Here is a 24,316-nt window from a genome sequence, read left to right as displayed (position 1 = left end):
CTTTCATTAGTGCGGGCTGGCCTCACTGCCTAGATAAGAACAAGGTGAGTTGCTCGACAAGAATGAAGGTGGCGCCGGATGCCCGACAATCCATCCTTATTTCCATTGAACCGGCGTCGGGCGCTCGGCCTCATCGCCGTCACTGCCGGCGGCGGCATTTTCCTTCCAGCTGCAAGGGCCGAAGAAGCCTCGCCCTTTGCCGGGCTTGCCCTGTTCGATAGTGGCGCCGGCGTCTGCGCGATCACGCCGGAGACGACCGAGGGACCGTTCTATTTCGACCCGAAGCTCGAGCGCGCCGATATCACCGAAGGCAAAGCGGGCATTGCCCTCAATGTACGGCTGCAGGTGGTCGACGCGGGCTGCCAGCCGCTTGCCGGCGCGCGCGTCGACATCTGGCATTGCGATGCGCAGGGGCATTATTCGGGCTATCCGGGACAAGGTGACGGCCAGGATGTCGACACGTCAGGCCAGAGTTTTCTGCGCGGCTGGCAAAAGACGGACGACACCGGCATCGTTTCCTTCGCCACCATTTATCCCGGCTGGTATCGCGGCCGCACCACCCACATCCACTTCAAGGTCTTCCCCAACGACAATTCGGTGATGACCGGCCAGCTGTTTTTCCCCGACAGCCTGAGCGAGCAGATATTCACCACTGTCGCGCCCTACACCGACCGGTCCGGCAGGCGGGATACGCTGAATGCCAGGGACGGTATCGCCCGGCGCGCCGGGCCGCTGTCGCAGGCGGCGCTGCGTGAGGTGGCGGACGCCTACCAGGCGTTGATGATCGTCGCGGTAAAGGCTGATTGAGTCTCGTTTCGTGTGTGCGGCGCTCCTGCGGAAAGCTCCCACCTGCACTGAAAAGTCGTTTGTCATCTAACTGAAATAAACATCTGGCATTAGCCACGGCGGACATCGCATTGCTTGCCGGCAAAGCTGTTTTGCAGAGCCGGATCTTTTTGATCGTCGATTGCCAACCGGGCGGCTGCCTCTATGCTGTCCGCACCGGTTCGGCCGAAGAGGGATGACCATGGCCAAGGCGGACAAAACTGCGACAATGAGCCGGCTGCATTCGGCGGCGCGGCTGGCACGTACTGCGCTGGCGGCGCGGCTCCTAGGGCACGGCTTTTATGCCGGCCAGGACCAGATCATGCTGGCGCTCGACCGCGAGGACGGGCAGACGCCCGGCAATCTTGCCGGCCGCCTCGGTGTTCGCCCGCCGACCATCACCAAGACCATCAACCGGCTTCAGGCGCAGGGTTTCCTGGAAAAGCGCGCCTCGGCCGCCGATGCCCGCCAGGCCCATATCTTCCTAACCGACACCGGCCGCGAAATCATTCACGCCATCGAGAAATCGGTGAAGAAGACCGAGAAGCAGGCGCTGAAAGGTCTCGACAAAAAGGACCAGAAGGCGCTGTTCAAGCTGCTCGCCCGCGTTGAGGCGAACCTCTCGAACGGGGAGATGGTTCTCGTCGACGACGAGATCGACGCCGACGAATGATCCGCGGCTGACGCCATCAGGCAGCCGCTGCCGACGACCCATGGATCAGGGCCGACCAGCGGCCCGGCGTGACGCCGAACGCCTTCTTGAAGTGCCTGATAAAATGACTTTGGTCACTGAAGCCGGCCGCAATCGCGATCTGCGCCAATGGTTCGTTCGCCTCGATCATGCGGCGTGCCCGTTGAAGCCGGCGCATCAAGAGAAAGCGATGCGGGCTGGTGGAGAAGGCGGCACGGAAATGCCGCGATAGGGCGTAGCGATCCAGCCCGGTGATCGCCTCCAGCTCCTCGGAACGGACGATACGGAAAACATTTTCTTCCAGATAGTCGCGTGCCAGGCTGGCTGCCCGCCAGGCTGTCCTTGGGATCGGTTTCGCCGGCAGGCCTGCATGCCGTGTCAGGCTTTGCATCAGCTGGGCAATGAAGTCGGCGACAAAAAGATCGTCTAGCTTCTGGTCCAAAGGCCCCAGCGCCGAAAGCAGCCTCGTGCGGAAAACTGGATCCGTCACCACGGCATCCCTGACGAAAGGCAGCGGTGCGTTGATCGTATCGAGGCAGTCCAGGACGACGGACGGCTCCAGATAAAGCATCCTGTAACGCAGGCCGTCTTCGGTGCCGGCACCGCCGTCGTGCAATTCGTCGGGATGCAGCACGATAATCTGGCCGGGCAGGCTGTGATGCGTCGCGCCGCGATAACGGAAGGTCTGCACGCCATGCAGCGTCACGCCGATGGCGTAGGTATCGTGACGATGGAGATCGAAGGCGCTGCCGTGGAACCGTGCCTCGATACGCTCCATGCCGACGGAATCGGGGGCCGAGATAACGCAGTTTTCAGCCACGTCAACGCACAAACGTCCAAGACCCTGAAAGGCCTCGCCATCTAGACCGTGTGACATCGCTTCATTCGCAAACCTTGAATGGTAAATGTCTCATGTTCGATACGAAATTTGCAATCGTGCTGCAGGACGACCTTCCCGTCTGGCAAAAGCTCAATGTCACCGCCTTCCTGACCAGCGGCATCGTTGCGCAGTATACAGAAATCATCGGCGAACCCTATCGCGACCGCGCCGGCAACATCTATAACCCGCTCTCGATCCAGCCCGTCATCGTGCTTTCAGCCGACCGCCCGACGCTCAGTGCGATCCACCGGCGGGCGCTGGAGCGCGGCGTGACGACCTCCCTCTATGTCGACGAAATGTTTTCGACCGGCCACGACGCGGCGAACCGCGCCGCCTTTGCCGAATTCGCACCTGGCGACGCCAAGGTCGTCGGCATCGCGCTGCGCGCCGAAAAGAAGCTTGTCGACAAGATCACCAAGGGCGCCCGTATGCATCCCTAGCGCATCGGCCCGAAAATCGTAGTCGGTCTTTTTGGCTTGCCGGTAGGTGGCAATTCCCGCAAAGGTGGCTCTACCTCACTATCCGGCCTGAAAATTGAGTGCTCCCCCAAGACAAGACGAAAGCGCGACGCCTCCGGCGGCGATCCTTTGCATGCTTTCCGTCTATGTGTTTTTTACCTTTCTGGACACCAGCAGCAAATATCTTGTCCTGGCCGGGGTCTCGGCGTTGATCGTCGCCTGGGCTCGCTTCGCCGTCCACGTCGTGCTTGTCGGTATCTTTCTCCGCGGATGGCGCGAGCCGGCGCGCTTTCGCGCCAACAATTTGCCAGCGCATATCCTGCGCGGCGCCTTCCTGTTCGGATCGACCATTTGCAACGTCATGGCGCTGCGGACCCTGCAACTGGCCGAAACCACCTCGATTTACTTTTTCGCACCGATGGTGATCACAGCACTCGCCGGTCCGCTGCTCGGCGAATGGGCCGGCTGGCGGCGCTGGCTGGCGATCCTGAGCGGCTTCATCGGTGTCCTCATCATCACCCGGCCGGGCATTGGCGTCTTTGGCCTTGGCCACCTCTTCGCGTTAGGCTCGATGCTGTCGAACTGTTTCTACGTCATCATGACGCGGCGCATGTCGGCCACGGAAACCTCGGAGAGCCTCATCCTCTTTTCGGCGCTGGCGCCCGCCGTGCTGCTCCTGCCGATGCTGCCGTTTTCGCTCTCCCTGCCGCAGGATGGCTGGCACTGGTTCATCTTGCTGATGCTTGGCGTCTTCGGCGCAATCGGCCACTGGCTCCTGGTTCAGGCCTATCGTCTCGCCACCACCACGGCACTGGCCCCCTATCCCTATTCGCAGATGATCTGGATGATCATTGCCGGCTGGATTGTCTTCAACCAGTTCCCCGATCGGTGGACGCTCGTCGGCGCGGCCGTCATCGTCGCCAGCGGCCTTTACATCGTCCATCGCGAGCACAGGCTCCGCGTGCGCAATCGCGCCGCCCTCGACGTCGAGATGGAAGCGCTGGCAAAAAAACTTTGATTTGCTCCCGATCGATGGCATAAGAGCCCGCCTTTAAACAGTTTAAAGAAGCTCGGGGAGCGAAGAGCGCTGGCACAGAAGATCAAGCTTTCGACGATCGCGGACGCGCTCAGCGTGTCCACGGCCACGGTTTCGCTAGCTCTGCGCGACAGCCCGCTGGTCGCCGGAACCACCCGTGACCGCATCAAAGAACATGCCCGCGCCATCGGCTATATCTACAATCGCCGCGCCGCCAGCCTGCGCACCTCGCGCTCGGGCATCGTCGGCGTTGTCGTTCACGACATCATGAATCCCTTCTTCGCCGAGATACTGCGCTCGATCGAAAGCGAGCTCGATCGCAGCCGGCAGACCTTCATCCTGTCGAACCATTACGACCAGCTCGAAAAGCAGCGCACCTTCATCGACACGCTTTTGCAACTCGGCGCCGACGGCGTCATCATGTCGCCGGCCATCGGCACGCCGCCCGAAGACATCCTGATGGCCGAGGAAAACGGCTTGCCGGCGGTGCTGATCGCGCGCACCGTTGAAGGCGCCGACGTGCCGGTGTTTCGCGGCGACGATGCCTACGGCACCGCGCTTGCCACCAACCATCTGATCTCGCTCGGGCACAAGCGCATCGCCATGGTAGGGGGCACCGACCAGACCTCGACCGGCCGCGACCGCTACCAAGGCTATGTCAATGCCATGGAGGCGGCCGGGCTGGAGGTCAGGCCGTCCTGGCGCATCGCCGGTCCGCGCACCAAGCAGGCCGGCTTCGAAGCCGCTGGGCAGTTCCTGGCGCTGAAGGACAAGCCTACCGCGGCCTGCTGCTGGAACGACCTCGTCGCCATCGGCCTGATGAACGGCATCGCGCGCGCCGGGCTGGTGCCGGGCATTGACATATCCGTCACCGGCTATGACGATCTCGAGGAGGCCGCGATCGCGACGCCGGCGCTGACCACCGTCTGGAACGGCCAGCGCGAGGTCGGTCGCCGCGCCGCCAGCGCGCTGCTCGACAAGCTCAATGGGCAGATGGTGCGGCCGTCGCAGGAACTGATCAAGCCGGAACTGCATGTGCGCCAGTCGACCGGCAAACCGGTGGAACGTGCATGACAGAAGCCGAACAGCAAACAGTCGCCATTCTGGTGCCGGGCCAATTCAACGACCACGCGGTCGGTCGCATCGACCGGACGTTTAGCCGCGTGGGGATCGAACGGCCCGATGCGTCACTGGTCACCGATGAGCTGCGCCGCTCGGTGCGCGGCATTGCCGCCTTTGGCGGCATAAATGCCGCACTGATGGATGCGTTGCCGAACCTCGAGATCATCGCCAATTTCGGTGTCGGCTATGATTCGGTCGATGTCCGTCACGCCGCGCAGCGAGGCATCATGGTGACCAACACGCCTGACGTGCTGACCGAGGAGGTCGCCGACACGGCGCTCGGGCTGCTGATCAACACCGTCCGCGATCTGCCACGCGCCGAGACCTGGCTGCGCGACGGCAGTTGGAAGCGCAAAGGCAACTATCCGCTAAGCCGGCTGACCTTGCGCGGCCGCGGCGTTGGCATCTTCGGCATGGGCCGCATCGGTCTCGCCATTGCCCGGCGGCTGGAGGCCTTTGGCCTGCCGATCGCCTACCACAACCGGCGCCAAGTCGAAGGCCTGCCCTACGACTATCACCAGACCCTGAAAGGCCTTGCCGAGGCGGTCGACACGCTGATCTCGGTAGCGCCCGGCGGCGCCTCGACCGAAAAAGCGGTCAACGCCGAGATCCTGTCGGCGTTGGGCGCTGACGGCGTCTTCGTCAACATCGGCCGTGGCAGCACGGTGGACGAGGCAGCCCTTGCCGCAGCCCTTGCCGACGGCACCATCGCCGCTGCTGGGCTCGACGTCTTCGCCGACGAGCCGAACGTGCCGCAGGCGCTGCTCGCCGCCCCCAACACCTCGCTTTTGCCGCATGTCGGCTCGGCCTCGGAACATACCCGCCGCGCCATGGCCGATCTGTGCGTCGACAATCTGGTTTCCTGGTTTTCCCGGGGAAAGGCGCTGACGCCGGTGCCGGAGACGGAAAAGGTAAAGGCGCAGAGCTAAGCGGTGACCTTTCATATTTATTAACGTCGGCTTAACGCTTTGAAATCATTCTGTATCTCTCGCCAAATAAGCAGAGAATACAGGATGAAAGCACTTGCCGCATTGATGGCGGCCGCCGCGCTGTTCGGTAGCGTTCAGCTGCTTCGCGGCGGTGGTGGCGAAGCAGCCAGTGAGCCAACGCCGCCGTCCGGCAGCTACAAGCTGGTGGCCAATGGCGACGAAGCGTCCTGCGCGGTCAAGCGCGGTGCCGAAATTTCCGATGGCCTGTCGCTGCTGACGGTCGCTGCGAACTGCCGCCGGATTTTACCCGGCATCGAGCGCGCGAAATTCTGGCGTGAGCAGGATGACGACACGATCGCCTTCAGCGCGAACGGCATCGACCCGATCGTCACTTTCGCCATCGCCGACGGCGACGGTTATGAATCCTACGCACCGGCCCTGCCGCTGATGTCGCTGGCGGCCAGCAACTGAACTATTCCGCGGCAGCGCGCCCGATTTTGCCATAGCTTGTTAGTGTACCACATCGCCGAAGGCGCGGAGTATCTTTGCCGAGACGCTCTCCGACTGTGACGATCGTGCCGTCGGTGGCGGCCGCCTCGATCTGCAGCTTCGGGCCAAGCTAGTCGACCGCCGGCTGCTGATCCCGATGGCGGAAACCGTGTAGGTGAGCATCAAAGGCCTAGCCGGAGAGCGGCATTCGGCAGAAAAGCGTGGCCTTTCTGCAACGCCAGGTTAGAAAGAAGCTTCAGGACACGTAAGCGCTTGCATTGCAACCGAAGCGCGATCGTTATGCCCCATTCAATTAGGGGGCACTTACGTGAAATCGATCCTACTCGCATCGACTATTCTCTTGGCCGTTTCGGGCAGCGCTTTTGCTGCTGACTCGATTGCCGCGGCTCCGGTGGGCTACGAATGGAGCGGCTTCTATGTGGGTGCACAACTGGGGTACGGCTGGGGCGACGTCGATAGTCACGACGTGGATATCTTGGACCCCAGTTTTTCCGACTGGGCTGACTCCTGGAAAACTGACGGAGTGATAGGCGGTATTCACATCGGCTATAATCAGGCCTTCAATTCGATCGTTCTCGGTGTTGAAGCCGATATCGAAGCCTCGGGAGCGAGTGGCTCCGTTGATTCGACCTTTGCCGGCAATATCAAAACCGATATCGACGTTCAGGGTTCGCTGCGGGCGCGTCTCGGCTACGCGATGGGACCGGCCCTCCTGTACGCCACGGGCGGTCTCGCGGTTGCTCACTTCGACACCAAATATGACGATGGCACAACGACTGACAGTTCTTCCCATACGAAGGCAGGGTGGACGCTGGGCGCCGGTGTCGAATATGCCTTCGCGCAAAACTGGACGACGCGCGTCGAGTACCGCTACAGCGATTTCGGCACGTTCACTGACAATCCGGCGACCGACAGTGAATTCCTTTACCCGACCGAAGTGACCACTCAATCTGTTCGCTTCGGCGTCAGCTACAAATTCTGATATGGGTTGATCGCGGGTTCTGCGCCAAGGGCCGGACCCCGCGATCGTCTATTCCGCGGCGGCGCGCGCGCCGGATTTCGCCGCGGCGTGCAGGCGCACGGCGTCGCCGAAGGCACGGAATATCCTTGCCGAGACGCTGTCCGACTTGACCCAGTATTCGGGATGCCACTGGACGCCGACGGCGAAGGCGCGGGCGTCCCGCACCGAAACCGCCTCGACCGTGCCGTCGCTGGCGACCGCCTCTATCTGCAGCTTCGGGCCGAGCCGGTCGACGGCCTGGCGATGCACCGAGTTGACCATTATGTCGCCCGCCCCGAACACACCGGCGAGGCAGCTTCCGGGCTTGATCGAAATGGCTTGGCGGATGGCGAAACGTTCGTCCTGATTGTCGCTCGCCGGCGCGCGATGGTCCAGCGAACCCTCGCGCTCCTGGATTTCGGTCGCCAGCGTGCCGCCCAGCGCCACATTCATCTCCTGGATGCCACGGCAGATGGCGAGCAGCGGCACGCCGCGCTCAACTGCCTTGCGGATCAACGGCAGCGTCGTGGCGTCGCGGGCAGGATCGTAGGGACCATTGGCCTCGCTGGCATCGCCGCCGTAGAGCGACGGATGCACATTGGACTTCGAGCCGGTGACCATGACGCCGTCGACCGATGACAGGAGTTCATCGAAATCGAGCCGGTCGCCGAAGGACGGCACAAGCAACGGGAACACGCCGGCGGCCGAAAGCGCCGCCTCCAGATATTGCTGCGGAGCGGCATGCCAGGTGTAGTTGTCGAACTGGCGGACGTCGGTCGATATGGCGACGAGCGGCTGCTGCATTTTATCCGGGTCCATTCAGTGCAGGGACATATTCTGCCTTTAAAATAGGCGATCCGAACGCGCTTTGCCATGACAAGTTTCGGCATGTCGCATGGGCCACGGAGCGGTCGTTAGACTATAGTTGCAGGAGGCGCGCTCACCTCGCGAATTTCGTGGAAACGCCGCCGGCAAAACCGGCTGCCAAGCTGGACTCGACTTCTTGCCCGTGTATTGTTTGCCGCGAAGCCGATCCGGGGAACAGAGCATTTTCCGTACGTCGGTCTGTTGATCCAATAGGGAGGACTTCATGGATCGTCGATCATTCATCCGCAAGGCCGGCGCGACCGGTGTGGGCGCCGCTGCGGCTACAGCAGCGCTTGCCGCGCCGGCCATCGCTCAATCCAATCCGAAAGTGACATGGCGCCTGGCGTCGTCCTTCCCGAAATCCCTGGACACGATCTATGGCGGCGCCGAGGTCTTTTCCAAGATGCTTTCGGAGGCGACCGACGGCAATTTCCAGGTCCAGGTCTTTGCCGCCGGTGAACTCGTGCCCGGCCTGCAGGTTGCGGACGCCACCACCGCCGGCACCGTCGAGGCCTGCCATACGGTGGCATATTATTATTGGGGCAAGGATCCGACATGGGCACTGGGCGCCGCGGTTCCGTTCTCGCTCAACGCACGCGGCATCAATGCCTGGCATTACCACGGCGGCGGCATCGACCTGTTCAACGAGTTTCTGGCCACGCAGGGTCTTTTTGGCTTGCCGGGCGGCAATACCGGCGTGCAGATGGGCGGCTGGTTCCGCAAGGAGATCAACACGGTCGCCGACCTTTCGGGCCTCAAGATGCGCATCGGTGGCTTTGCCGGCAAAGTGGTGCAAAGGCTCGGCGTCGTGCCGCAGCAGATCGCCGGCGGCGATATCTATCCAGCGCTGGAAAAAGGCACCATCGATGCCGCCGAATGGGTCGGCCCCTATGACGATGAGAAACTCGGCTTCTACAAGGTCGCGCCCAACTATTATTATCCCGGCTGGTGGGAAGGCGGACCGACCGTCCATTTGATGTTCAACAAGGCGAAATACGAAGAGCTTTCGCCGGCTTACAGGGCGCTGGTGCACACCGCCGCGCAGGCCGCCGACGCCAACATGCTGCAGAAATACGACTATCTGAATCCGGCGGCCGTGAGGCGGCTGGTGTCCGGGGGCGCCAAATTGCGCCCGTTCAGCCCGGAAATCTTGGCAGCCTGCTTCGAAAAGGCGAACGAGGTCTATGCCGAGATGGAAGCCTCGAACGCGCCGTTCAAGAAGATCTGGGACTCGATCAAAGCCTTCCGCAAGGAGCACTATCTCTGGGCGCAGGTGGCCGAATACAATTACGACACCTTCATGATGGTCCAGCAGCGCACCGGCAAGCTCTGACAACAGTCACGGCGCCACACGTTCTTCGGACGCGTGGCGCCGTAACATTTCGATTTGCCGATCAGCGCGGCACCACCACCACCTTGACTTCACCTGGCGCAGGCGGGTTGGCGATCACCGCGGCCGCCTCCTCAAGCGTTACCTGCCGTGAGATGAGCTTGTCGATCTCGATCGCACCCGAGGCGATGAGATCGGCGGCCCGGCGATGCGTAAACGGATTGAGGAACGAGCCCAGAACCTTCAATTCCCGGAACAGCAGGTCGAAGGGTTCGAATTCTGCCTTCATGCCTTGAGGCATCACGCCGACGACGACGATTGTGCCGCCGGCCCTGGCGAGCCGCATCGATTGCTCGACCGTCTCTCTTACGCCAGCACATTCGAACACCACATCGACGCCGCCCGGCAGCAGACCCGACGGGCCGCCGACCGTATCGACAATATCGCAAGCGCTGGGGTCGACCGTCGCTGTTGCGCCCAATTCTTCGGCGAGGGCACGCCGCGAGGCCTGGCGCGTCGACAGGATGATTGTGGTCGCGCCGGCAAGCCTCGCCAGTTGCACGGTGAGCAGGCCGATCACGCCGCCGCCAAGCACGGCGACCGAGGAGCCGGGCTTTATCTGGGCCAGGTCCACGCCATGCAGGCAGCAGCCAAGCGGCTCGCAGAACGCGCCATGCGTCGGCTTCAGGTCTTTCGGAAGGAGGAAGGCCTGCTTCTGAGGCAGCACGACATATTCGGCGAAACCGCCGTCGCGGCGGATGCCGATGGCAACCAGATTATGGCAGAGATTGACCCGGCCGGCATGGCATTGCGGGCAGCGCCCGCAGGCGATGTTGGGGTCGCCGGTGACGCGATCGCCGACCGAAAAGCCGGACACTGCAGTTCCAATCGCTTCGACGATCCCAGAGAATTCATGTCCGGGCGTCACCGGCGGCGTACAGGGGAATTCGCCGTGGTAAAGATGCCGGTCGGTGCCGCAGACACCACACGCCTCGATCCGCACCAGGAGGTCGTCCGGCCCGGCGGAAGGTTTGCCGACCTCGCGCAGGGCAATGCTGCCCACGCCCTCCAGCCGCACCGCTCTCATGTCTGTTGGGCCTCCGGCATCAATTGAAACTCGGTGGTTGGGACAGATCGGGTGCCGGCGCTGCTGGCTTGGCAGGCGGCGGTTCACCGAAACTCGGCGGCTGCGACAGATCCGGTGCAGTCGGCGCCGTGCCGCCATCCGCCGGCGGTGCGCCGAGCGGCGACAGGCTTGGCGTTTCCGGCACCTGGTAATCGATCGTGCCCGGATCGACTGGCGTGCCCTTGTAGTGCATCACCATCTGCGGGAAGGCGATGGTCAACCCGATCATGATGACCTGGATGCAAACGAAGGGAACCGCCCCCCAATAGATCTGGCCGGTTGTCACCGGCGCGATCTGCTTGCCGGTGAGGCGGTCGAGATAGGGCACGCGGGCGGCGACCGAACGTAGGTAGAACAGCGCGAAGCCGAAGGGTGGATGCATGAAGCTCGTCTGCATGTTGACCCCGAGCAGCACGCCGAACCAGATCAGGTCGATGCCGAGCTTGTCGGCGGCCGGCGCCAAAAGCGGCACGATGATGAAGGCGAGCTCGAAGAAATCGAGGAAGAAGGCGAGCAAGAAGACGAGGATGTTCACCCCGATCAGGAAGCCGACTTCGCCACCCGGCAGCGAGGTCAGGAGGTGCTCGACCCAGATATGGCCGTTGACGCCGTAGAAGGTCAGCGAGAACACCCGCGCGCCGATCAGGATGAACAGCACGAAGGACGACAGCCGCGTCGTGGACGCCAGCGCCTGCTTGATCACATCCAGCGACAGCCGCCCCTTCATTGCCGCCATGATCAGCGCGCCGACAGCGCCCATGGCGCCGCCCTCGGTCGGTGTCGCAATGCCCAGAAAGATGGTGCCCAACACCAGGAAGATCAGCGCCAGCGGCGGGATCAGCACGATGATCACCTGCTGCGCCAGCCGCGACATCATGTTGATCTTCAGGCGCTGGTCGGCGATCGCCACCACATAGATGAAGATCACGCCGATGGTGGCGCCGAGAATGTCGGCGTTTTGGCCTTGCGAGGGCGCAAGATAGCGATACGCCGCGTAGGAAACCACGACTGCCGCCACCACCGCGAACAGCAGCGACAGGACACCGTGGCCGAGCGTGCGGGCCTCCAGCGGCAGGGCCGGCATCGATTTCGGCCGGACGATCGACATGATCACGATATACATCGTGTAAAGGCCGGTCAGAACCAGCCCCGGAATCAGCGCGCCCGCATACATGTCGCCAACCGAGCGGCCGAGTTGGTCGGCCAGAACGATCAGCACCAGCGAGGGCGGAATGATCTGAGCGAGCGTGCCCGATGCGGCAATGACGCCGGACGCCACACGGCGGTCATAGCCGTAGCGCAGCATGATCGGCAGCGAGATCAGGCCCATCGCGATGACGGAGGCAGCCACTACACCCGTGGTTGCGGCAAGCAGCGCACCGACGAAGATCACGGCATAGGCGAGGCCGCCGCGGATCGGCCCGAACAATTGGCCGATCGTGTCGAGCAGGTCTTCGGCCATGCCCGATCGTTCGAGCACGATGCCCATGAAGGTGAAGAACGGGATGGCCAGCAGCGTGTCGTTCGACATCACCCGGCTGCCGTAGAAATTATCCGGCAGTGCGTGCAGCAGCGGCCAGGCGAGATTGATCGAGCCGCCCGAATAGGGTGACAGGAGGACGCCGATAAAGAAGAACAGCAGGCCGTTGGCGGCGAGCGAAAACGCGACCGGATAGCCGATCAGCATGAAGATGATCAGCGAGGCGAACATGATCGGCGCCATGTTCTGCGCGATGAACTCGATCACGAGCGCACCTCTTCGGCGAGCGCCTTCGCTTCGTCGGCGAGCGCTTTCGCTTCGAGTTCGGCCTGCTCATGCACCGATATGAACGGCGTGGGATCGTCCATGTCGCCGCGCATGATGGCAATCTTCTTGATGATCTCGGAGATGCCCTGGAGCGCGAGCAGGAAAAAGCCTACCAGCAGGATCGCCTTCGCCGGCCAGATGATCAGCCCGCCTGAATTGTTCGACATTTCGCCGCTGCGAAACGACAGCGAAACATAGGGGACGAAATAGATCACCATCAGCGTCACGAACGGCATCAGGAAAAAGAGGTGACCGAGAAGGTCGATCCAATGCTGCACGCGGCGCGAGAACATGCCGTAGACGATGTCGATGCGGATATGGTCGTTCTGCTTCAGCGTATAGGCGGCGGCCAGCATGAAGGCGGCGCCGAACAAATACCACTGCAGTTCCAGCCAGGCGTTCGACGACATGTCGAACGTCTTGCGGATGACGGCATTGGCGGCGCTGACCAGAATTGCCAGCAGGATCAGCCACGACACCCATCTGCCGATGAATTCGTTCACACGGTCAATGGTTCTGGATAGAGCGAGAAGCCCTGCCATGCATTCCTCCCTTTACGCATCGGCCGAAAATCGGTGTCGATTTTCGGAAAGCACGATGCGTGACTCAAAGTGTCAGCGGCGGCTGATTCCCGCTTGTTTTTCGTCGCGCCGCTGTGGCCCAACGGTATGCCGTGCGTGGCCCGGCGGGTCAACACGGCGCAAGCCGAGTAAACAATCTTGTGAGGTGAGCAAGGGCGAAACAGCCGCCTGACCGAGCGTCATGCAACCAAAGTCTACCAAAACGGTTCAGGCAATCTTGCTCTGATCGCGGCCGGCGCCGACCAGCACCAGCATGGCGACGAGGAACAGATACATCCAGGCGTCGCGCCACTCGACCGGGAAATAGCCGGCCCATAGCGATTCGGCCATGCCGAAGGCGGCAGCGCCAAGTGCTGCCCGCAACGGCGAGAGATAGCCGCCCACCGCCGTCACGAAAAGGATTTTCAGCCCGTAGACCAGGCCGGAGCCGAAGCTGATGTTGCCATAATAAAGGCCGGCAAGGACGCCGGCCAGCGCCGCGCAAAGGCCGCCGGCGAGCACTGCGTGCCGAAACACCCCGCGCACATCGACGCCGCACATGGCCGCGGCTTTGGGGTCGTCGGACACGGCGCGCCAGCGCCGGCCGAAGCTAGAGCGGGCGAACATCCAGGCGGCGAGCCCTATGGTTGCCGCGACGACTGCGCAGTCGAGCAACTGGATGAGCGTCAGCGTGGCATTGAAATTGGCTCCCCGCGCAAAAATGATGGGCTGGGCCAGCATTGGCGGCAGCCACAGGTCGTGGGTATTGGCGGCGATGCGGCTTACCTCTGACAGGAGCAGCAATATGCCCAGCGTCGTCACCACAATCGCGTTGGGAGTGCGGTCGACCAGCGGCTCGAAGATGCTACGCGACAGGACATGGCTGATCAGCGCCGCATACAGGAACGCAGCGACAATGCCGAGCGCGACGGCCGCGAACAGGGTCAGCCACAGGGCCTGATAGCCGAAGGCTGCGGTGAGGATCATCGTCTGTCCGCAAAAGGCGAACAGCGCGCCGTAGGCGAGGTTCGTCCGGTGCAGAATGCCGTTGGTCAGCACATAGCCGAAGGCGAGCAGCGCATAGAGCGCGCCGGAATGCAGTCCGTTCAGGACCTGCTGGAAGAAATAGAGCATGCGAACGTCCTTGGATCGCGGAAAACCGCGTCCATGCGAAGCAGATTTGCATCGGGTAATCTAACTTGTCAAATGCGATTTATCGGTTAGAAATGGCGCTCATGACGGTTTCCTGGACTCCGCACCGCTTCACTGGTGGCCTTCTCGCACTCGATACGGCGAACACCGTCGTGCTGCGTGGCGATCCCCAGAAAACCTTCGACCGGCTCAAAGATCCGGCAGAGATCGCCCGTTTCGCCGACGCGGCAAGCGTCTTTCGCGCCGCCGAGCTTGGCGGCAGGCGGCTCGAAGCGCCGTTGCCGGGTAAGATCGCGCCGGTCGTGCTGGCGATCCGCGAGACGACCGACCGGCTGTTTCGTGGTGCGGCGTCGAAAGGCGCGGTCGCCACGGGCGATCTGCCTGACTTCCTGGAGGCCTGCGCCGAGGGTCTCGCGCACAGCCGCACCGAAATCCGTGCGCCGGGACGGCCATTCGGCGATCCGGCGACGCCTATCGCCTTCGAGGCGGCACTGGCGGTTTCGGCACTGTCGCTGCTACAGGGCGACACCGTCGCTAGGTTGAAGGTCTGCCCCAACTGCACTTGGCTGTTCCTCGACCGAAGCCGCAATTCCAGCCGTCTTTGGTGCGACATGGCGGTGTGCGGCAACCGCCAGAAGGCGAGCCGCCATTATCGTCGCCGCCGAACGGCAGCCGGAGGGACGGCCAATGTCTAGGAAAATCTTGCGTCTGGTCGGCGCCGCGCTCGTGGCAGCGACGATGCTCAGCGCCTGCCGCGATACCGGCAGGGACGGCGAAGGCAGATTGTTCGAGATCTCCGGCAAGCTGTTCGTCTTCAACTACCGCCTCGCAAGGGCGACCTATGTCGTCACGCTGAGACCGTTGCAGCCTATGCAGGAAGGGCAGGTCGCGGTCGCCAGCTTCCAGAATCCGGCTGGCGGCGAGCCGTTGGTCGTCGAGCAGAAAGTCTGGCCGAAGCTCGGCAAGGTGTCGCTCGAGAGCCCGGCGCTTTTCTGCATCGTCAAGGACAAGCCCTATGCGATTGCGATCAGCATCAAGGATGCCGACGGTGCGGTTCTCCAGAAGATCGACACCACGCTGATGTCGACGCAGGACCAATCGGTCCTGCCCGACCGGCCGCTGGTCATCGACCAGCTTTATACGCCCAATCCCGAGCTTGCCGGCCATCCTGACGGCAAGCTGCCGGGCGCGCCTAAGCCCGACTGTTCGAAGACCGGCTGACGCGTCGCCGCCGGTATCGGCTGCGGCCGGAATTTTCATGCGCTGGCGAGCAACCGATGTGCGGTTTCTTACGCCATCGGGCGCGGACCGGATCGTTTGTTGCGCTTCGCCTTGGTATCTTCGATTTTGTTTGACCTGCCCGGCAAGGGAAGAAACACTGTAGCATCCGACCCCGACGTTGGCTGTGCTTGCGGCCTCCGCAGAGGAAATGCCTAATGACGCTGCATGATGTCGCGCTCGACGACAAGTTCGATTTGGGAAAGGAGCGCATCTTCCTTTCCGGCGCGCAGGCGGTCATCCGTATGCTTCTGATGCAGCGCGAGCGCGACCGGCGGGCTGGCCTGAACACTGCCGGCTTCGTCTCGGGCTATCGCGGCTCGCCGCTCGGCGGGCTCGACATGCAGCTTTGGAAGGCCAGGAAGCAGCTCGCCCAGTCGGACATCGTCTTTCAGCCCGGTCTCAACGAGGAACTGGCAGCCACCGCCTGCTGGGGATCGCAGCAGGCCGAATTGCTCGGCGAGGGCACGCATGACGGCGTCTTTTCAGTCTGGTACGGCAAGGGACCGGGCGTCGACCGCTCCGGCGACGTGTTCCGCCATGCCAATCTCGCCGGCTCGTCTAGATATGGCGGCGTGCTTGCCCTGATGGGCGACGACCACATGGCCGAATCCTCGACCAACGCGCACGCCACCGAATTCCTGTTCGTCGACACCATGGTGCCGATTCTCAATCCGGCCGGGGTTCAGGAGATCATCGACTACGGGCTCTACGGCTTTGCCATGTCGCGTTTCGCCGGCACCTGGGCGGCGATCAAATGCGTCAAGGACAACATCGAATCGACGGCTTCGGTCGATGCCGCGCTCGAACGGCTCGATATCGTCGTCCCGGACTTCGACATGCCGCCCGGCGGTCTCAATATCCGCAACGAGATCGACATGCTCGGCCAGGAAGAGCGGCTGCATGAATACAAGCGCGCCGCCGCTTCGGCCTTTATCCATGCCAACGGGCTGAACCGGATCGTCTATTCCGGTGGACGTGCCCCGAAGCTTGGCATCGTCACCATCGGCAAGAGCTATCTTGACGTTCGCCAGGAGCTGGAAGACATCGGCGTCGACGAGGTCGCCGCCAACCGCATCGGCATCAGGCTGTTCAAGGTCGGCTGCCCGTGGCCACTTGACCTGCAGCACATCGCCGACTTCGCTCGCGGCCTCGACACCATTGTCGTCGTCGAGGAGAAACGCTCGCTGATCGAGGTGCAACTGCGCGAGAACCTTTACGGCACCGCCACGCAGCCGGTCATCGTCGGCAAGAAAGACGAGCGCGGCGACGGGCTGTTCCCGGCCAAGGGCGCGCTCGATCCCAACGACATCGCCATAGCACTCGGCGAGAGGATCTTGCGGACGATCGGCCCGTCGGACGAGATTGCCGCGCGGGTGGCGAAACTTCGCCAGTTCCAGGCGATGCTCGCCGATACGTCAGACATCGCCTCGCGCACGCCCTTCTTCTGCTCCGGCTGCCCGCACAATTCCTCGACCAAGGTGCCGGACGGCTCGCTCGCCGCCGCCGGCATCGGCTGCCATTTCATGGCGCTTTGGATGGACCGCAACACCGTTGGTTTCACCGCCATGGGTGGCGAGGGCGCGCAATGGGTCGGCCAGGCGCCGTTTTCGAAGCGCGACCACATCTTCCAGAATCTTGGCGACGGCACCTACAACCACTCCGGCGCGCTGGCGATCCGCTTTGCGCTGTCGACCGACGCCAACATCACCTACAAGATCCTCTACAACGACGCCGTCGCCATGACCGGCGGCCAGCCGCACGAGGGCGGCCTGACGGTGGACATGATCGCCAGGCAGGTGCGGGCCGAGGGCGTCGAGCGCATCGCCATCGTCACCGACGAGCCGGACAAATATGCCGGCAAGGTCGAATTCCCCGCCGGCGCCACCATCCATCATCGCGACGACCTCGACCTCGTCCAGCGCGAATTGCGCGCGGTCAGGGGCACATCCGTGCTGATCTACGACCAGACCTGCGCCGCCGAAAAGCGCCGCCGCCGCAAGCGCGGCACCTTCCCCGATCCCGACAAGCGCGTCTTCATCAACGAGCTGGTCTGCGAAGGCTGCGGCGATTGCGGGGTGCAGTCGAATTGCGTGTCGATCCAGCCGGTCGAGACCGAATTCGGCCGCAAGCGCAGGATCGACCAGTCGAGCTGCAACAAGGATTTCTCCTGCATCAACGGGTTCTGCCCGTCCTTCGTCACCGTGCATGGCGCCAAGATCAGGAAGGCCGAGGGTATGGCCGGCACGACCGATCCGCTCGACGGCGTGCCCGCGCCCGCCGAATTTCCGCTCGGCGAACAAGGCTGGGCGGCGATCATCGACGGCGTCGGCGGCACCGGCGTCGTCACCATCGGCGCGGTGCTCGGCATGGCGGCCCATCTCGAAGACAAGGGCTGCGGCATGATCGACATGGCCGGCCTTGCCCAGAAGGGCGGCTCGGTGTTCACCCATGTCCGCATCGCGCAGAGCCCGGACGATATCCATGCCATCCGTGTTTCGGCCGGGAAGGCCGACCTCGTGCTAGGCTGCGACCTCGTCGTGTCGGGCGCCCAGAAGGTGCTCGCCGCGGTGCGCGAAGGCCACACGATCTTCCTCGCCAACACCGCCGAGATCATGCCCGGCGAGTTTACCCGTTCGGCGGATTTCTCGCTGCCTGTCGAGCGGCTGAAAAAGGCGATCCGCACTGCCGCCGGCGAGGATAAGGCGCATTTCTTCGATGCCACCCGCACCGCCACCGCGCTGTTCGGCAGCTCGCTCGGCGCCAACATGTTCATGCTTGGCTTCGCCTTCCAGCATGGCGGCTTGCCGCTGTCAGCCGAGGCAGTCGAAAAGGCGATCGAGCTCAACGGCCAGGCCGTGGCGATGAACGTCTCAGCCTTCCGCTGGGGCCGCCGTGCCGCCCACCAGCCGGATTTCGTGCGCGGCCTCGTTGCCCAGCCGGGCAAGACTGCACAGACGGCCGCTGTCGCCGAAACGCTGGACGACATCATAGCCCGCCGCGTCGCCTTCCTCACCGCCTATCAAAGCGCCGCCTATGGCAAGCGCTATGCCGACAGACTGGCCGCGCTGCGCAAGGCTGAAGCCAAGGCGGTGCCCGGTTCGACCAATGTGACCGAGGCCGCCGCGAGGAACCTGTTCAAGCTGATGGCGATCAAGGACGAATACGAGGTGGCGAGGCTCTATACCGACGGCTCCTTCGCCGCCGAGCTGGGCAAGCAGTTCCAGAGCTACGACAGCCTGGAATTTCATCTCGCGCCGCCAATCATGGGCAGGCGCGGCAAGGATGGCAAGCCGAGGAAATCGAGCTTCGGTCCCTGGATGATGAAGGGGTTTCGCCTGCTGGCAGCGATGAAAGGATTGCGCGGCACGGTCTTCGATGTGTTCGGCTACAGCACCGAGAGGCGTATGGAACGGCAGCTTCTTGTGCAGTACGAGGCTGACCTGGAGCTTGTCGCCGCAGCACTCGCGCCGGGCAAGGTCGAGGCCGCCGCAGCGCTTGCCTCGGTGCCGGCGCTCATTCGTGGCTATGGTCACGTCAGGCAGGCCAGTGCCGAAAAGGCCGCTGGCGAGCGCCAGAGGCTGCTCGATCGGTTGGCAAAGACGCCGGTACGGCGGGAACTCCAGGCCGCCGAGTGATCGATATGCCCTATTTACCTGAAACCTGCCTCACGTTGGGTCAACGGGGTTGGTGGCGGGGCCCGAAACGGCCTCTCTAAACCTTTCTTAAGGCGAATGTGACACAGCTTGGCTCCCCAGGGTTGGGATTCAAGCGTGAATCTAAGAAGAAAGAACGAGATCCCGGTCGACGTCTACATTCCGTTCGTGGAAACTCTGTTTCGCGACGGTTTCACGCTGTCGATTGGTCTCGTCGCGCAGACGCTCCTCGTCATTCTGGTCTACTGGAAGACCATGGACGTGACGTATCTTCTGGTCGCCGCTGGGCTGATCATCGTAGGCACGCTGCGCCTTCGCAATATCAAAAAGTATTTGCGGCGTCCTTCCCCGACGACTTGGGAGGAAGCGCGCGCCCGCGAAAACGACTATATCATTTATGGTTCGATGCACGGCTTCATGCTTGGTGCTTTCTGTTTCGTCGGCATCTATCTGGCACACGACAGCTATGCCGAAATAGCCGCTGTCTGCGTTACGCTGGCATCGGTCACGTCGATCGCCGGCCGCAACTATGGCTCGCCGCGGATGGTCATGATCTTCATCATGACCACCACATGGCCGATATCACTGGGTTTCATCCTGCGTGGCGATGTCTACCATGTCATACTTGGTCTGATGTCGGCTCCCTTCCTGTTCGCTATCAAACGGTTTGCCGATATCGTCCGCGAAGTCCTGTTTACCGCTCTGTCCGAGGAGAAGAAGGCGAATCGCATCGCCCAACGCTTCAATCGGGCGTTGAACACCATGTCGCATGGCCTTGTCATGCTCGGCCCCGACGGCCGAGTGGCGGTGGCCAATGCCGAAGCCGCGCATCTGATGTCGCTCAAGTCCCCCGACGCGCTGCTCGGGCGGTCGATCCACGGTCTGCTGATGCGCGGCGTTGCCGGCGGCATGCTGGCGCCGAAAGACTGCCGCTACATCGAAGCCCAGCTTACGCGCGCCCTGCGCGAAGGGCGCGACCGCAAGGTTCTCGTCTCGCTCGCGAACGGTCAGCATTACGAGTTCTCGGCGCGCGAGGGTAGCCAGGAACTGGGCGTCATCACCTTCGAGGACGTGACGGCCCGCGTTGAGGCGGAAGACAAGATCCGCTTCATGGCGCGTTACGACAGCCTCACCGGCCTGCCCAATCGCGCTTATTTCCACGAGCTGATCGGAGAGGCGATGGCGTCCGGCGACCTTGAGCGCCTTTGCGGGCTCGCCGTGCTTGATCTCGACGACTTCAAAAACGTCAACGACACCCTTGGTCACCCGGTCGGCGACGGATTGATCTACGCCGTCGCGGAGCGGCTGGCGGCGGTCGCCGGCCCAGGCATCACCATCAGCCGTTTCGGCGGCGACGAGTTCATGATCTTCTTCGACCGTGTCGAGGACGAAAGTCATCTGATCGGCCAACTCGACGGGATTTTCGTCGACTTGCAGGGCGAGGTCGACGTAGCCGGCCATGGACTGCGCATCCAGGCCAGCGGTGGCGCCGTGCTGTCGCGGGTCAAGGATACCGATGTCGACGCCATGATCGTCAAGGCGGATCTCGCGCTCTACAAGGCCAAGGAACTCGGCAAGAACACTTGGCGATTGTTCGAAGCGTCGATGGACGCCGCTTTCCGGAACCGCCAGCTGATGAAGGCGGATCTGCGCACCGCAGTGGAAAGCAAGGGGTTGCGGGTGGTCTACCAGCCGATCGTGGCGATGAGCACGATGCGCATCGTCAGTTGCGAGGCGCTGTGCCGTTGGGACCACCCCGAGCTCGGACCGATTTCGCCCAGCATCTTCATTCCGCTGGCGGAAGAAATGGGCATCATTTCCGAGATCAGCACCTTCGTCCTGCATGCCGCGTGCACTGAATGCGCCAAATGGCCCGCGCAGACCAGTGTCTCGGTCAATCTCTCGGCCAAGGACTTCCGCAACCGCGACGTTATCCAGAAGGTTCGCGATGCGCTCGCCAGTTCCGGTCTCGCCGCCGGCCGCCTGGAGATCGAAGTCACCGAGACGGCATTGCTCGACGACAAGTCGCTGACGCGTCAGTACATCGAGGAATTGAAACGGCTTGGCGTGCGCATCGCGCTCGATGATTTCGGCACCGGCTATTCGAGCCTGAGCTATCTCCACAAACTGCCGCTCGACAAGATCAAGATCGACCGTTCGTTCCTTATAGACGTCACCCAGAACAGCCGTTCGCTCGAATTGCTCAAGGGCATCGTCAATCTGTCACGGCCGCTGGGGCTTTCGGTGACCGTCGAGGGCGTCGAAACCTTCGAACAGCTCAAGATACTCTCGTTGCAGGTCAAGCCGGACCTGGTCCAGGGATTCCTGTTCGGCTCAGCGCTCAGCGCATCCGGCATCGAGACCATGTCGAGCACGGTCTGGCCCTTTGCTAAGGACATCAAGACGGGCAGGAAGGCGACACGCCGCTAATTCCTGACGAAAAATCTCGTACTTTAGTATAATTTTACCTATTATTAAGGTTAATGACTGGTAAATGACCCCTATCCAGTTTTCATCTTTACATCGTACGACCCCGCCGTAGTGTTGCTCGCGGGGGCAGTTTGCGGGGTTTGAGTTCATGGTTGTTGAGTTGACTTCGCCTCGCCAGGCGGCGGGCGCTGAACATGAGAATATGTCTACTTTCGCGCGTCACGTTTATGCGCTCCTCGACCGGACGGAATACCGCCGCTGTGAAACCGGCGAGGATTTCGAAAGTATCTACAGGTTGCGCTACAACGCCTATCGGATGAACGCGCTGGTACCCGAGAATGCTTCCCGCGAGGTCCATGACGAGTTCGACGAGCTGCCGAACTGCCATACGTTCGGCATCTACATAGACGGGCGGCTGGTCAGTACGATGCGCCTGCACGATGTGTCCGCCGACAACCCAGCGTCGCCGGCTCTAAGCGTCTACAAGGACCTGTTGACGCCGCGTCTGGCGGCTGGCGAGCTCTTTATCGACCCAAGCCGTTTTGCCGTAGACGCCGAGTGGTCGCGGGTTTATCCGCAGATCCCTTACGTTACGCTGCGCTTGGCCGGCATGGCGTGCTTCCACTTCCACGCGCCTTATTGCATATCCATGATCCGCGAAGATCATGCCGCCTTTTACAAACGTATCTATCGGGCACGGCCGATCGGCGACGCGCGTCCTTATGCTGGCGTGATCAACTGTTTTGCGCTGCTCTATCAAGCCGATGTCCTGGCGATCAAGAACGAGACCTACGCCCGGTTCCCATTTTTCCGGTCGACGCCGATGGAACAGCGCCTGATGTTCGGCAAGCCGCCGGCCGGAGAACTCGCGCCGCTGACCATCCTGCCGACAGCCAAATACTATCGCGAAGCCGCCTGACATCTGGCAAATTTAGAGCGCGGCTGGAGCTTTCCGGCCGCTTCGGCGTTCTGGGAGGCGCGCGGGTGGCGCGTGGACGACGTCAATCTGCATCGCTCCGGCGGCAATTCTATCGAAAGGAACCGACATGACCATTTCCACGCTCGCACTCACTCCACTGATCTCGCTGATTGCCGGCGTGCTGATCCTGGTGATGCCGCGGCTCCTCAACTACATCGTCGCGCTCTATCTGATCGTCGTCGGCCTGCTCGGGTTGTTTCCACAGCTCGCCGGCTGAAAATGCCGGCTGGCGCGGCGAGCGTTAGCCGGCAAGCAAGCGCAAGGCGGCTGCAACGGTCGCCTCCGGAACATCCTTGGCGGCTTCAACTTTCCTTTGAGGCTGTTGTCTCCGGCGATGCGGCAATAGCGCCATTGCCCTCGGCCCGGCTTTTCGCTATGTGCCTCAAAGATGTCTTCGAAGGGGTATTCCTATGGCTGATCACACGCCGACCGGTCCTGTCGAACTGGGCGCGAAGATGGACTATGCCGAGCACGACCGCACCTATGCCGGCTTTGTCATGCTCGCCAAATACGGATCGCTCTTTTGCGCCGCCGTGCTCTTGGCAATGGCTTTCGGCTTCTTTGCGGGCGGCTTCTTCTCCGGGTTTATCCTGTTCGTTCTGATCCTCGCCGTCGGCGCCTTCATTCTCCGGTAAATTCTTCAAAACCCCTTGCCCTTCAAACCCTTGCCCGCGACATCGCCGGAAGTCCGGCCGGCGTCCTGCGCAGACAGGTTCCAGCCGAAAGGATCATGCGGTGGGACAGACGGTTTTCATCCCTCGTGAGCTCGATGCGAACGAGCCGCGCGTTGCCGCCTCGCCGGATACGGTGAAGCGGCTGGCGGGGCTGGGGTTCGACGTGATCGTCGAAAGCGGGGCCGGCACGGCATCGCGCATTCCCGACGAGGAGTTTTCCAAGGCGGGCGCTGCGATCGGCAAGGCCGGCGATGTCGCCAAGGCCGATGTGGTGCTGAAGGTGCGCCGGCCTAGTGAAGCGGAGCTGAAGGCCTATCGCCGGGGCACAGCGGTCATCGCCATCATGGATCCCTACGGCAACGATGCTGCCGTCGATGCTCTGGCAAGGGCCGGCGTCACCGCCTTCTCGATGGAGTTCATGCCGCGCATCACCCGCGCCCAGTCCATGGATGTCCTGTCCAGCCAGGCGAACCTCGCCGGCTATCAGGCGGTGATCGACGCGGCTGCCGAATATGACCGGGCGCTGCCGATGATGATGACGGCGGCTGGCACAGTGCCGGCGGCGAAAGCCTTCATCATGGGCGTGGGCGTTGCCGGCCTGCAGGCCATTGCGACGGCAAGACGGCTTGGCGCCGTCGTCACCGCCACCGACGTGCGCCCCGCCGCCAAGGAACAGGTCGCCTCGCTGGGCGCAAAGTTCCTGGCGGTCGAGGACGAGGAGTTCAAGGCCGCCGAGACCGCTGGCGGCTATGCCAAGGAAATGTCGAAGGAGTATCAGGCCAAGCAGGCGGCACTGACCGCCGAGCACATTGCCAAGCAGGACATCGTCATCACAACGGCGCTGATTCCCGGCCGTCCGGCGCCAAAGCTCGTTTCGGCCGCGATGGTCGCCTCGATGAAGCCGGGCTCGGTGATCATCGACCTCGCGGTCGAGCGCGGCGGCAATGTCGAGGGCGCCATGCCCGGGCAGGTGGTGACCACGGCCAACGGGGTAAGGACCGTCGGC

At 62.5% G+C, this 24,316-nt stretch carries 23 protein-coding genes; 17 read left to right on the top strand and 6 right to left on the bottom strand.

Annotated elements, in window-relative coordinates:
* The first annotated feature begins 78 nt into the window (after positions 1 to 78).
* Both EOB36_RS05585 and EOB36_RS05580 read left to right on the top strand, forming a co-directional pair.
* Complete coding sequence (locus EOB36_RS05585) at positions 79 to 807, top strand: intradiol ring-cleavage dioxygenase (protein WP_127289931.1); 729 nt, start codon at positions 79 to 81, stop codon at positions 805 to 807.
* Between the two features lie 220 nt (positions 808 to 1,027).
* Positions 1,028 to 1,498 carry a MarR family winged helix-turn-helix transcriptional regulator gene (locus EOB36_RS05580; RefSeq protein WP_095484383.1) on the top strand — a complete coding sequence of 157 codons (471 nt, stop codon included), beginning with the start codon at positions 1,028 to 1,030 and terminating at the stop codon, positions 1,496 to 1,498.
* 16 nt (positions 1,499 to 1,514) lie between these two features.
* Here EOB36_RS05580 and EOB36_RS05575 read toward each other — a convergent pair whose 3' ends face one another.
* The gene (locus EOB36_RS05575; protein ID WP_127289933.1) at positions 1,515 to 2,393 is read right to left on the bottom strand and encodes an AraC family transcriptional regulator; all 879 of its coding nucleotides are present in this window, start codon (positions 2,391 to 2,393) and stop codon (positions 1,515 to 1,517) included.
* Positions 2,394 to 2,428: 35 nt separating this feature from the next.
* Between EOB36_RS05575 and EOB36_RS05570 the strand changes: the two genes are divergently transcribed.
* The 6 genes from EOB36_RS05570 to EOB36_RS05545 all read left to right on the top strand — a co-directional run bounded on the left by EOB36_RS05570 (position 2,429) and on the right by EOB36_RS05545 (position 7,433).
* Positions 2,429 to 2,836 carry a DUF2000 family protein gene (locus EOB36_RS05570; protein WP_128284479.1) on the top strand — a complete coding sequence of 136 codons (408 nt, stop codon included), beginning with the start codon at positions 2,429 to 2,431 and terminating at the stop codon, positions 2,834 to 2,836.
* Between the two features lie 151 nt (positions 2,837 to 2,987).
* On the top strand, positions 2,988 to 3,872 hold the full coding sequence (locus tag EOB36_RS05565; protein ID WP_164897455.1) for a DMT family transporter: 885 nt from the start codon (positions 2,988 to 2,990) through the stop codon (positions 3,870 to 3,872).
* 69 nt (positions 3,873 to 3,941) lie between these two features.
* Complete coding sequence (locus tag EOB36_RS05560) at positions 3,942 to 4,964, top strand: LacI family DNA-binding transcriptional regulator (protein WP_095484379.1); 1,023 nt, start codon at positions 3,942 to 3,944, stop codon at positions 4,962 to 4,964.
* Positions 4,961 to 5,941, top strand: a complete 981-nt coding sequence (locus EOB36_RS05555) for a 2-hydroxyacid dehydrogenase (protein ID WP_128242320.1) — start codon at positions 4,961 to 4,963, stop codon at positions 5,939 to 5,941. Before EOB36_RS05560 ends, EOB36_RS05555 begins: the two co-directional genes overlap by 4 nt.
* Before the next feature lie 84 nt (positions 5,942 to 6,025).
* Complete coding sequence (locus EOB36_RS05550) at positions 6,026 to 6,412, top strand: hypothetical protein (protein ID WP_095484377.1); 387 nt, start codon at positions 6,026 to 6,028, stop codon at positions 6,410 to 6,412.
* Positions 6,413 to 6,758: 346 nt separating this feature from the next.
* The gene (locus EOB36_RS05545; protein ID WP_164897454.1) at positions 6,759 to 7,433 is read left to right on the top strand and encodes an outer membrane protein; all 675 of its coding nucleotides are present in this window, start codon (positions 6,759 to 6,761) and stop codon (positions 7,431 to 7,433) included.
* 48 nt (positions 7,434 to 7,481) lie between these two features.
* Here the strand turns inward: EOB36_RS05545 and EOB36_RS05540 are convergent, their stop codons facing one another.
* A complete protein-coding gene (locus tag EOB36_RS05540; protein ID WP_095484375.1) occupies positions 7,482 to 8,255 on the bottom strand; it encodes a gamma-glutamyl-gamma-aminobutyrate hydrolase family protein in 774 nt (257 codons plus the stop codon).
* A 286-nt stretch (positions 8,256 to 8,541) separates the two neighbouring features.
* Between EOB36_RS05540 and EOB36_RS05535 the strand changes: the two genes are divergently transcribed.
* Positions 8,542 to 9,651, top strand: coding sequence for a TRAP transporter substrate-binding protein (locus EOB36_RS05535; protein ID WP_126103926.1), 1,110 nt, complete (start codon positions 8,542 to 8,544; stop codon positions 9,649 to 9,651).
* Between the two features lie 61 nt (positions 9,652 to 9,712).
* On the opposite strand, the gene EOB36_RS05530 is transcribed toward EOB36_RS05535, so the two are convergent.
* From EOB36_RS05530 to EOB36_RS05515, 4 genes are all read right to left on the bottom strand, one after another.
* Positions 9,713 to 10,735, bottom strand: coding sequence for a zinc-dependent alcohol dehydrogenase family protein (locus tag EOB36_RS05530; RefSeq protein ID WP_128284477.1), 1,023 nt, complete (start codon positions 10,733 to 10,735; stop codon positions 9,713 to 9,715).
* Positions 10,736 to 10,754: 19 nt separating this feature from the next.
* Positions 10,755 to 12,518 carry a TRAP transporter large permease subunit gene (locus tag EOB36_RS05525; protein ID WP_128242371.1) on the bottom strand — a complete coding sequence of 588 codons (1,764 nt, stop codon included), beginning with the start codon at positions 12,516 to 12,518 and terminating at the stop codon, positions 10,755 to 10,757.
* Complete coding sequence (locus EOB36_RS05520) at positions 12,518 to 13,123, bottom strand: TRAP transporter small permease subunit (RefSeq protein ID WP_126103924.1); 606 nt, start codon at positions 13,121 to 13,123, stop codon at positions 12,518 to 12,520. Before EOB36_RS05520 ends, EOB36_RS05525 begins: the two co-directional genes overlap by 1 nt.
* Positions 13,124 to 13,369: 246 nt before the next feature.
* The gene (locus EOB36_RS05515; RefSeq protein WP_128284476.1) at positions 13,370 to 14,275 is read right to left on the bottom strand and encodes a branched-chain amino acid ABC transporter permease; all 906 of its coding nucleotides are present in this window, start codon (positions 14,273 to 14,275) and stop codon (positions 13,370 to 13,372) included.
* A 101-nt stretch (positions 14,276 to 14,376) separates the two neighbouring features.
* Between EOB36_RS05515 and EOB36_RS05510 the strand changes: the two genes are divergently transcribed.
* The 8 genes from EOB36_RS05510 to EOB36_RS05475 form a co-directional block, all read left to right on the top strand.
* The gene (locus tag EOB36_RS05510; RefSeq protein ID WP_127204984.1) at positions 14,377 to 14,988 is read left to right on the top strand and encodes a CGNR zinc finger domain-containing protein; all 612 of its coding nucleotides are present in this window, start codon (positions 14,377 to 14,379) and stop codon (positions 14,986 to 14,988) included.
* Positions 14,981 to 15,514, top strand: a complete 534-nt coding sequence (locus EOB36_RS05505) for a hypothetical protein (protein ID WP_127204983.1) — start codon at positions 14,981 to 14,983, stop codon at positions 15,512 to 15,514. The genes EOB36_RS05510 and EOB36_RS05505 overlap by 8 nt, the downstream gene beginning before the upstream one ends.
* A gap of 215 nt (positions 15,515 to 15,729) precedes the next feature.
* The gene (locus EOB36_RS05500; RefSeq protein WP_128284475.1) at positions 15,730 to 19,209 is read left to right on the top strand and encodes an indolepyruvate ferredoxin oxidoreductase family protein; all 3,480 of its coding nucleotides are present in this window, start codon (positions 15,730 to 15,732) and stop codon (positions 19,207 to 19,209) included.
* Between the two features lie 135 nt (positions 19,210 to 19,344).
* The gene (locus EOB36_RS05495; protein ID WP_127204981.1) at positions 19,345 to 21,657 is read left to right on the top strand and encodes an EAL domain-containing protein; all 2,313 of its coding nucleotides are present in this window, start codon (positions 19,345 to 19,347) and stop codon (positions 21,655 to 21,657) included.
* 148 nt (positions 21,658 to 21,805) lie between these two features.
* On the top strand, positions 21,806 to 22,576 hold the full coding sequence (locus tag EOB36_RS05490; RefSeq protein ID WP_095484368.1) for an acyl-homoserine-lactone synthase: 771 nt from the start codon (positions 21,806 to 21,808) through the stop codon (positions 22,574 to 22,576).
* Between the two features lie 127 nt (positions 22,577 to 22,703).
* Complete coding sequence (locus EOB36_RS05485; RefSeq protein WP_065006071.1) at positions 22,704 to 22,853, top strand: DUF3096 domain-containing protein; 150 nt, start codon at positions 22,704 to 22,706, stop codon at positions 22,851 to 22,853.
* Positions 22,854 to 23,046: 193 nt separating this feature from the next.
* Entirely contained in the window at positions 23,047 to 23,271 is a 225-nt protein-coding gene (locus EOB36_RS05480) for an aa3-type cytochrome c oxidase subunit IV (RefSeq protein WP_095484367.1), read from the top strand.
* A gap of 100 nt (positions 23,272 to 23,371) precedes the next feature.
* Positions 23,372 to 24,316, top strand: a 945-nt coding sequence (locus EOB36_RS05475) for an NAD(P) transhydrogenase subunit alpha (RefSeq protein WP_245467631.1), incomplete at its 3' end; no start/stop codon positions are given.

Source organism: Mesorhizobium sp. M6A.T.Cr.TU.017.01.1.1, from assembly GCF_004023115.1.
Lineage (GTDB): Bacteria > Pseudomonadota > Alphaproteobacteria > Rhizobiales > Rhizobiaceae > Mesorhizobium > Mesorhizobium mediterraneum.
This window is presented reverse-complemented; position numbering and strand designations above follow the sequence as displayed.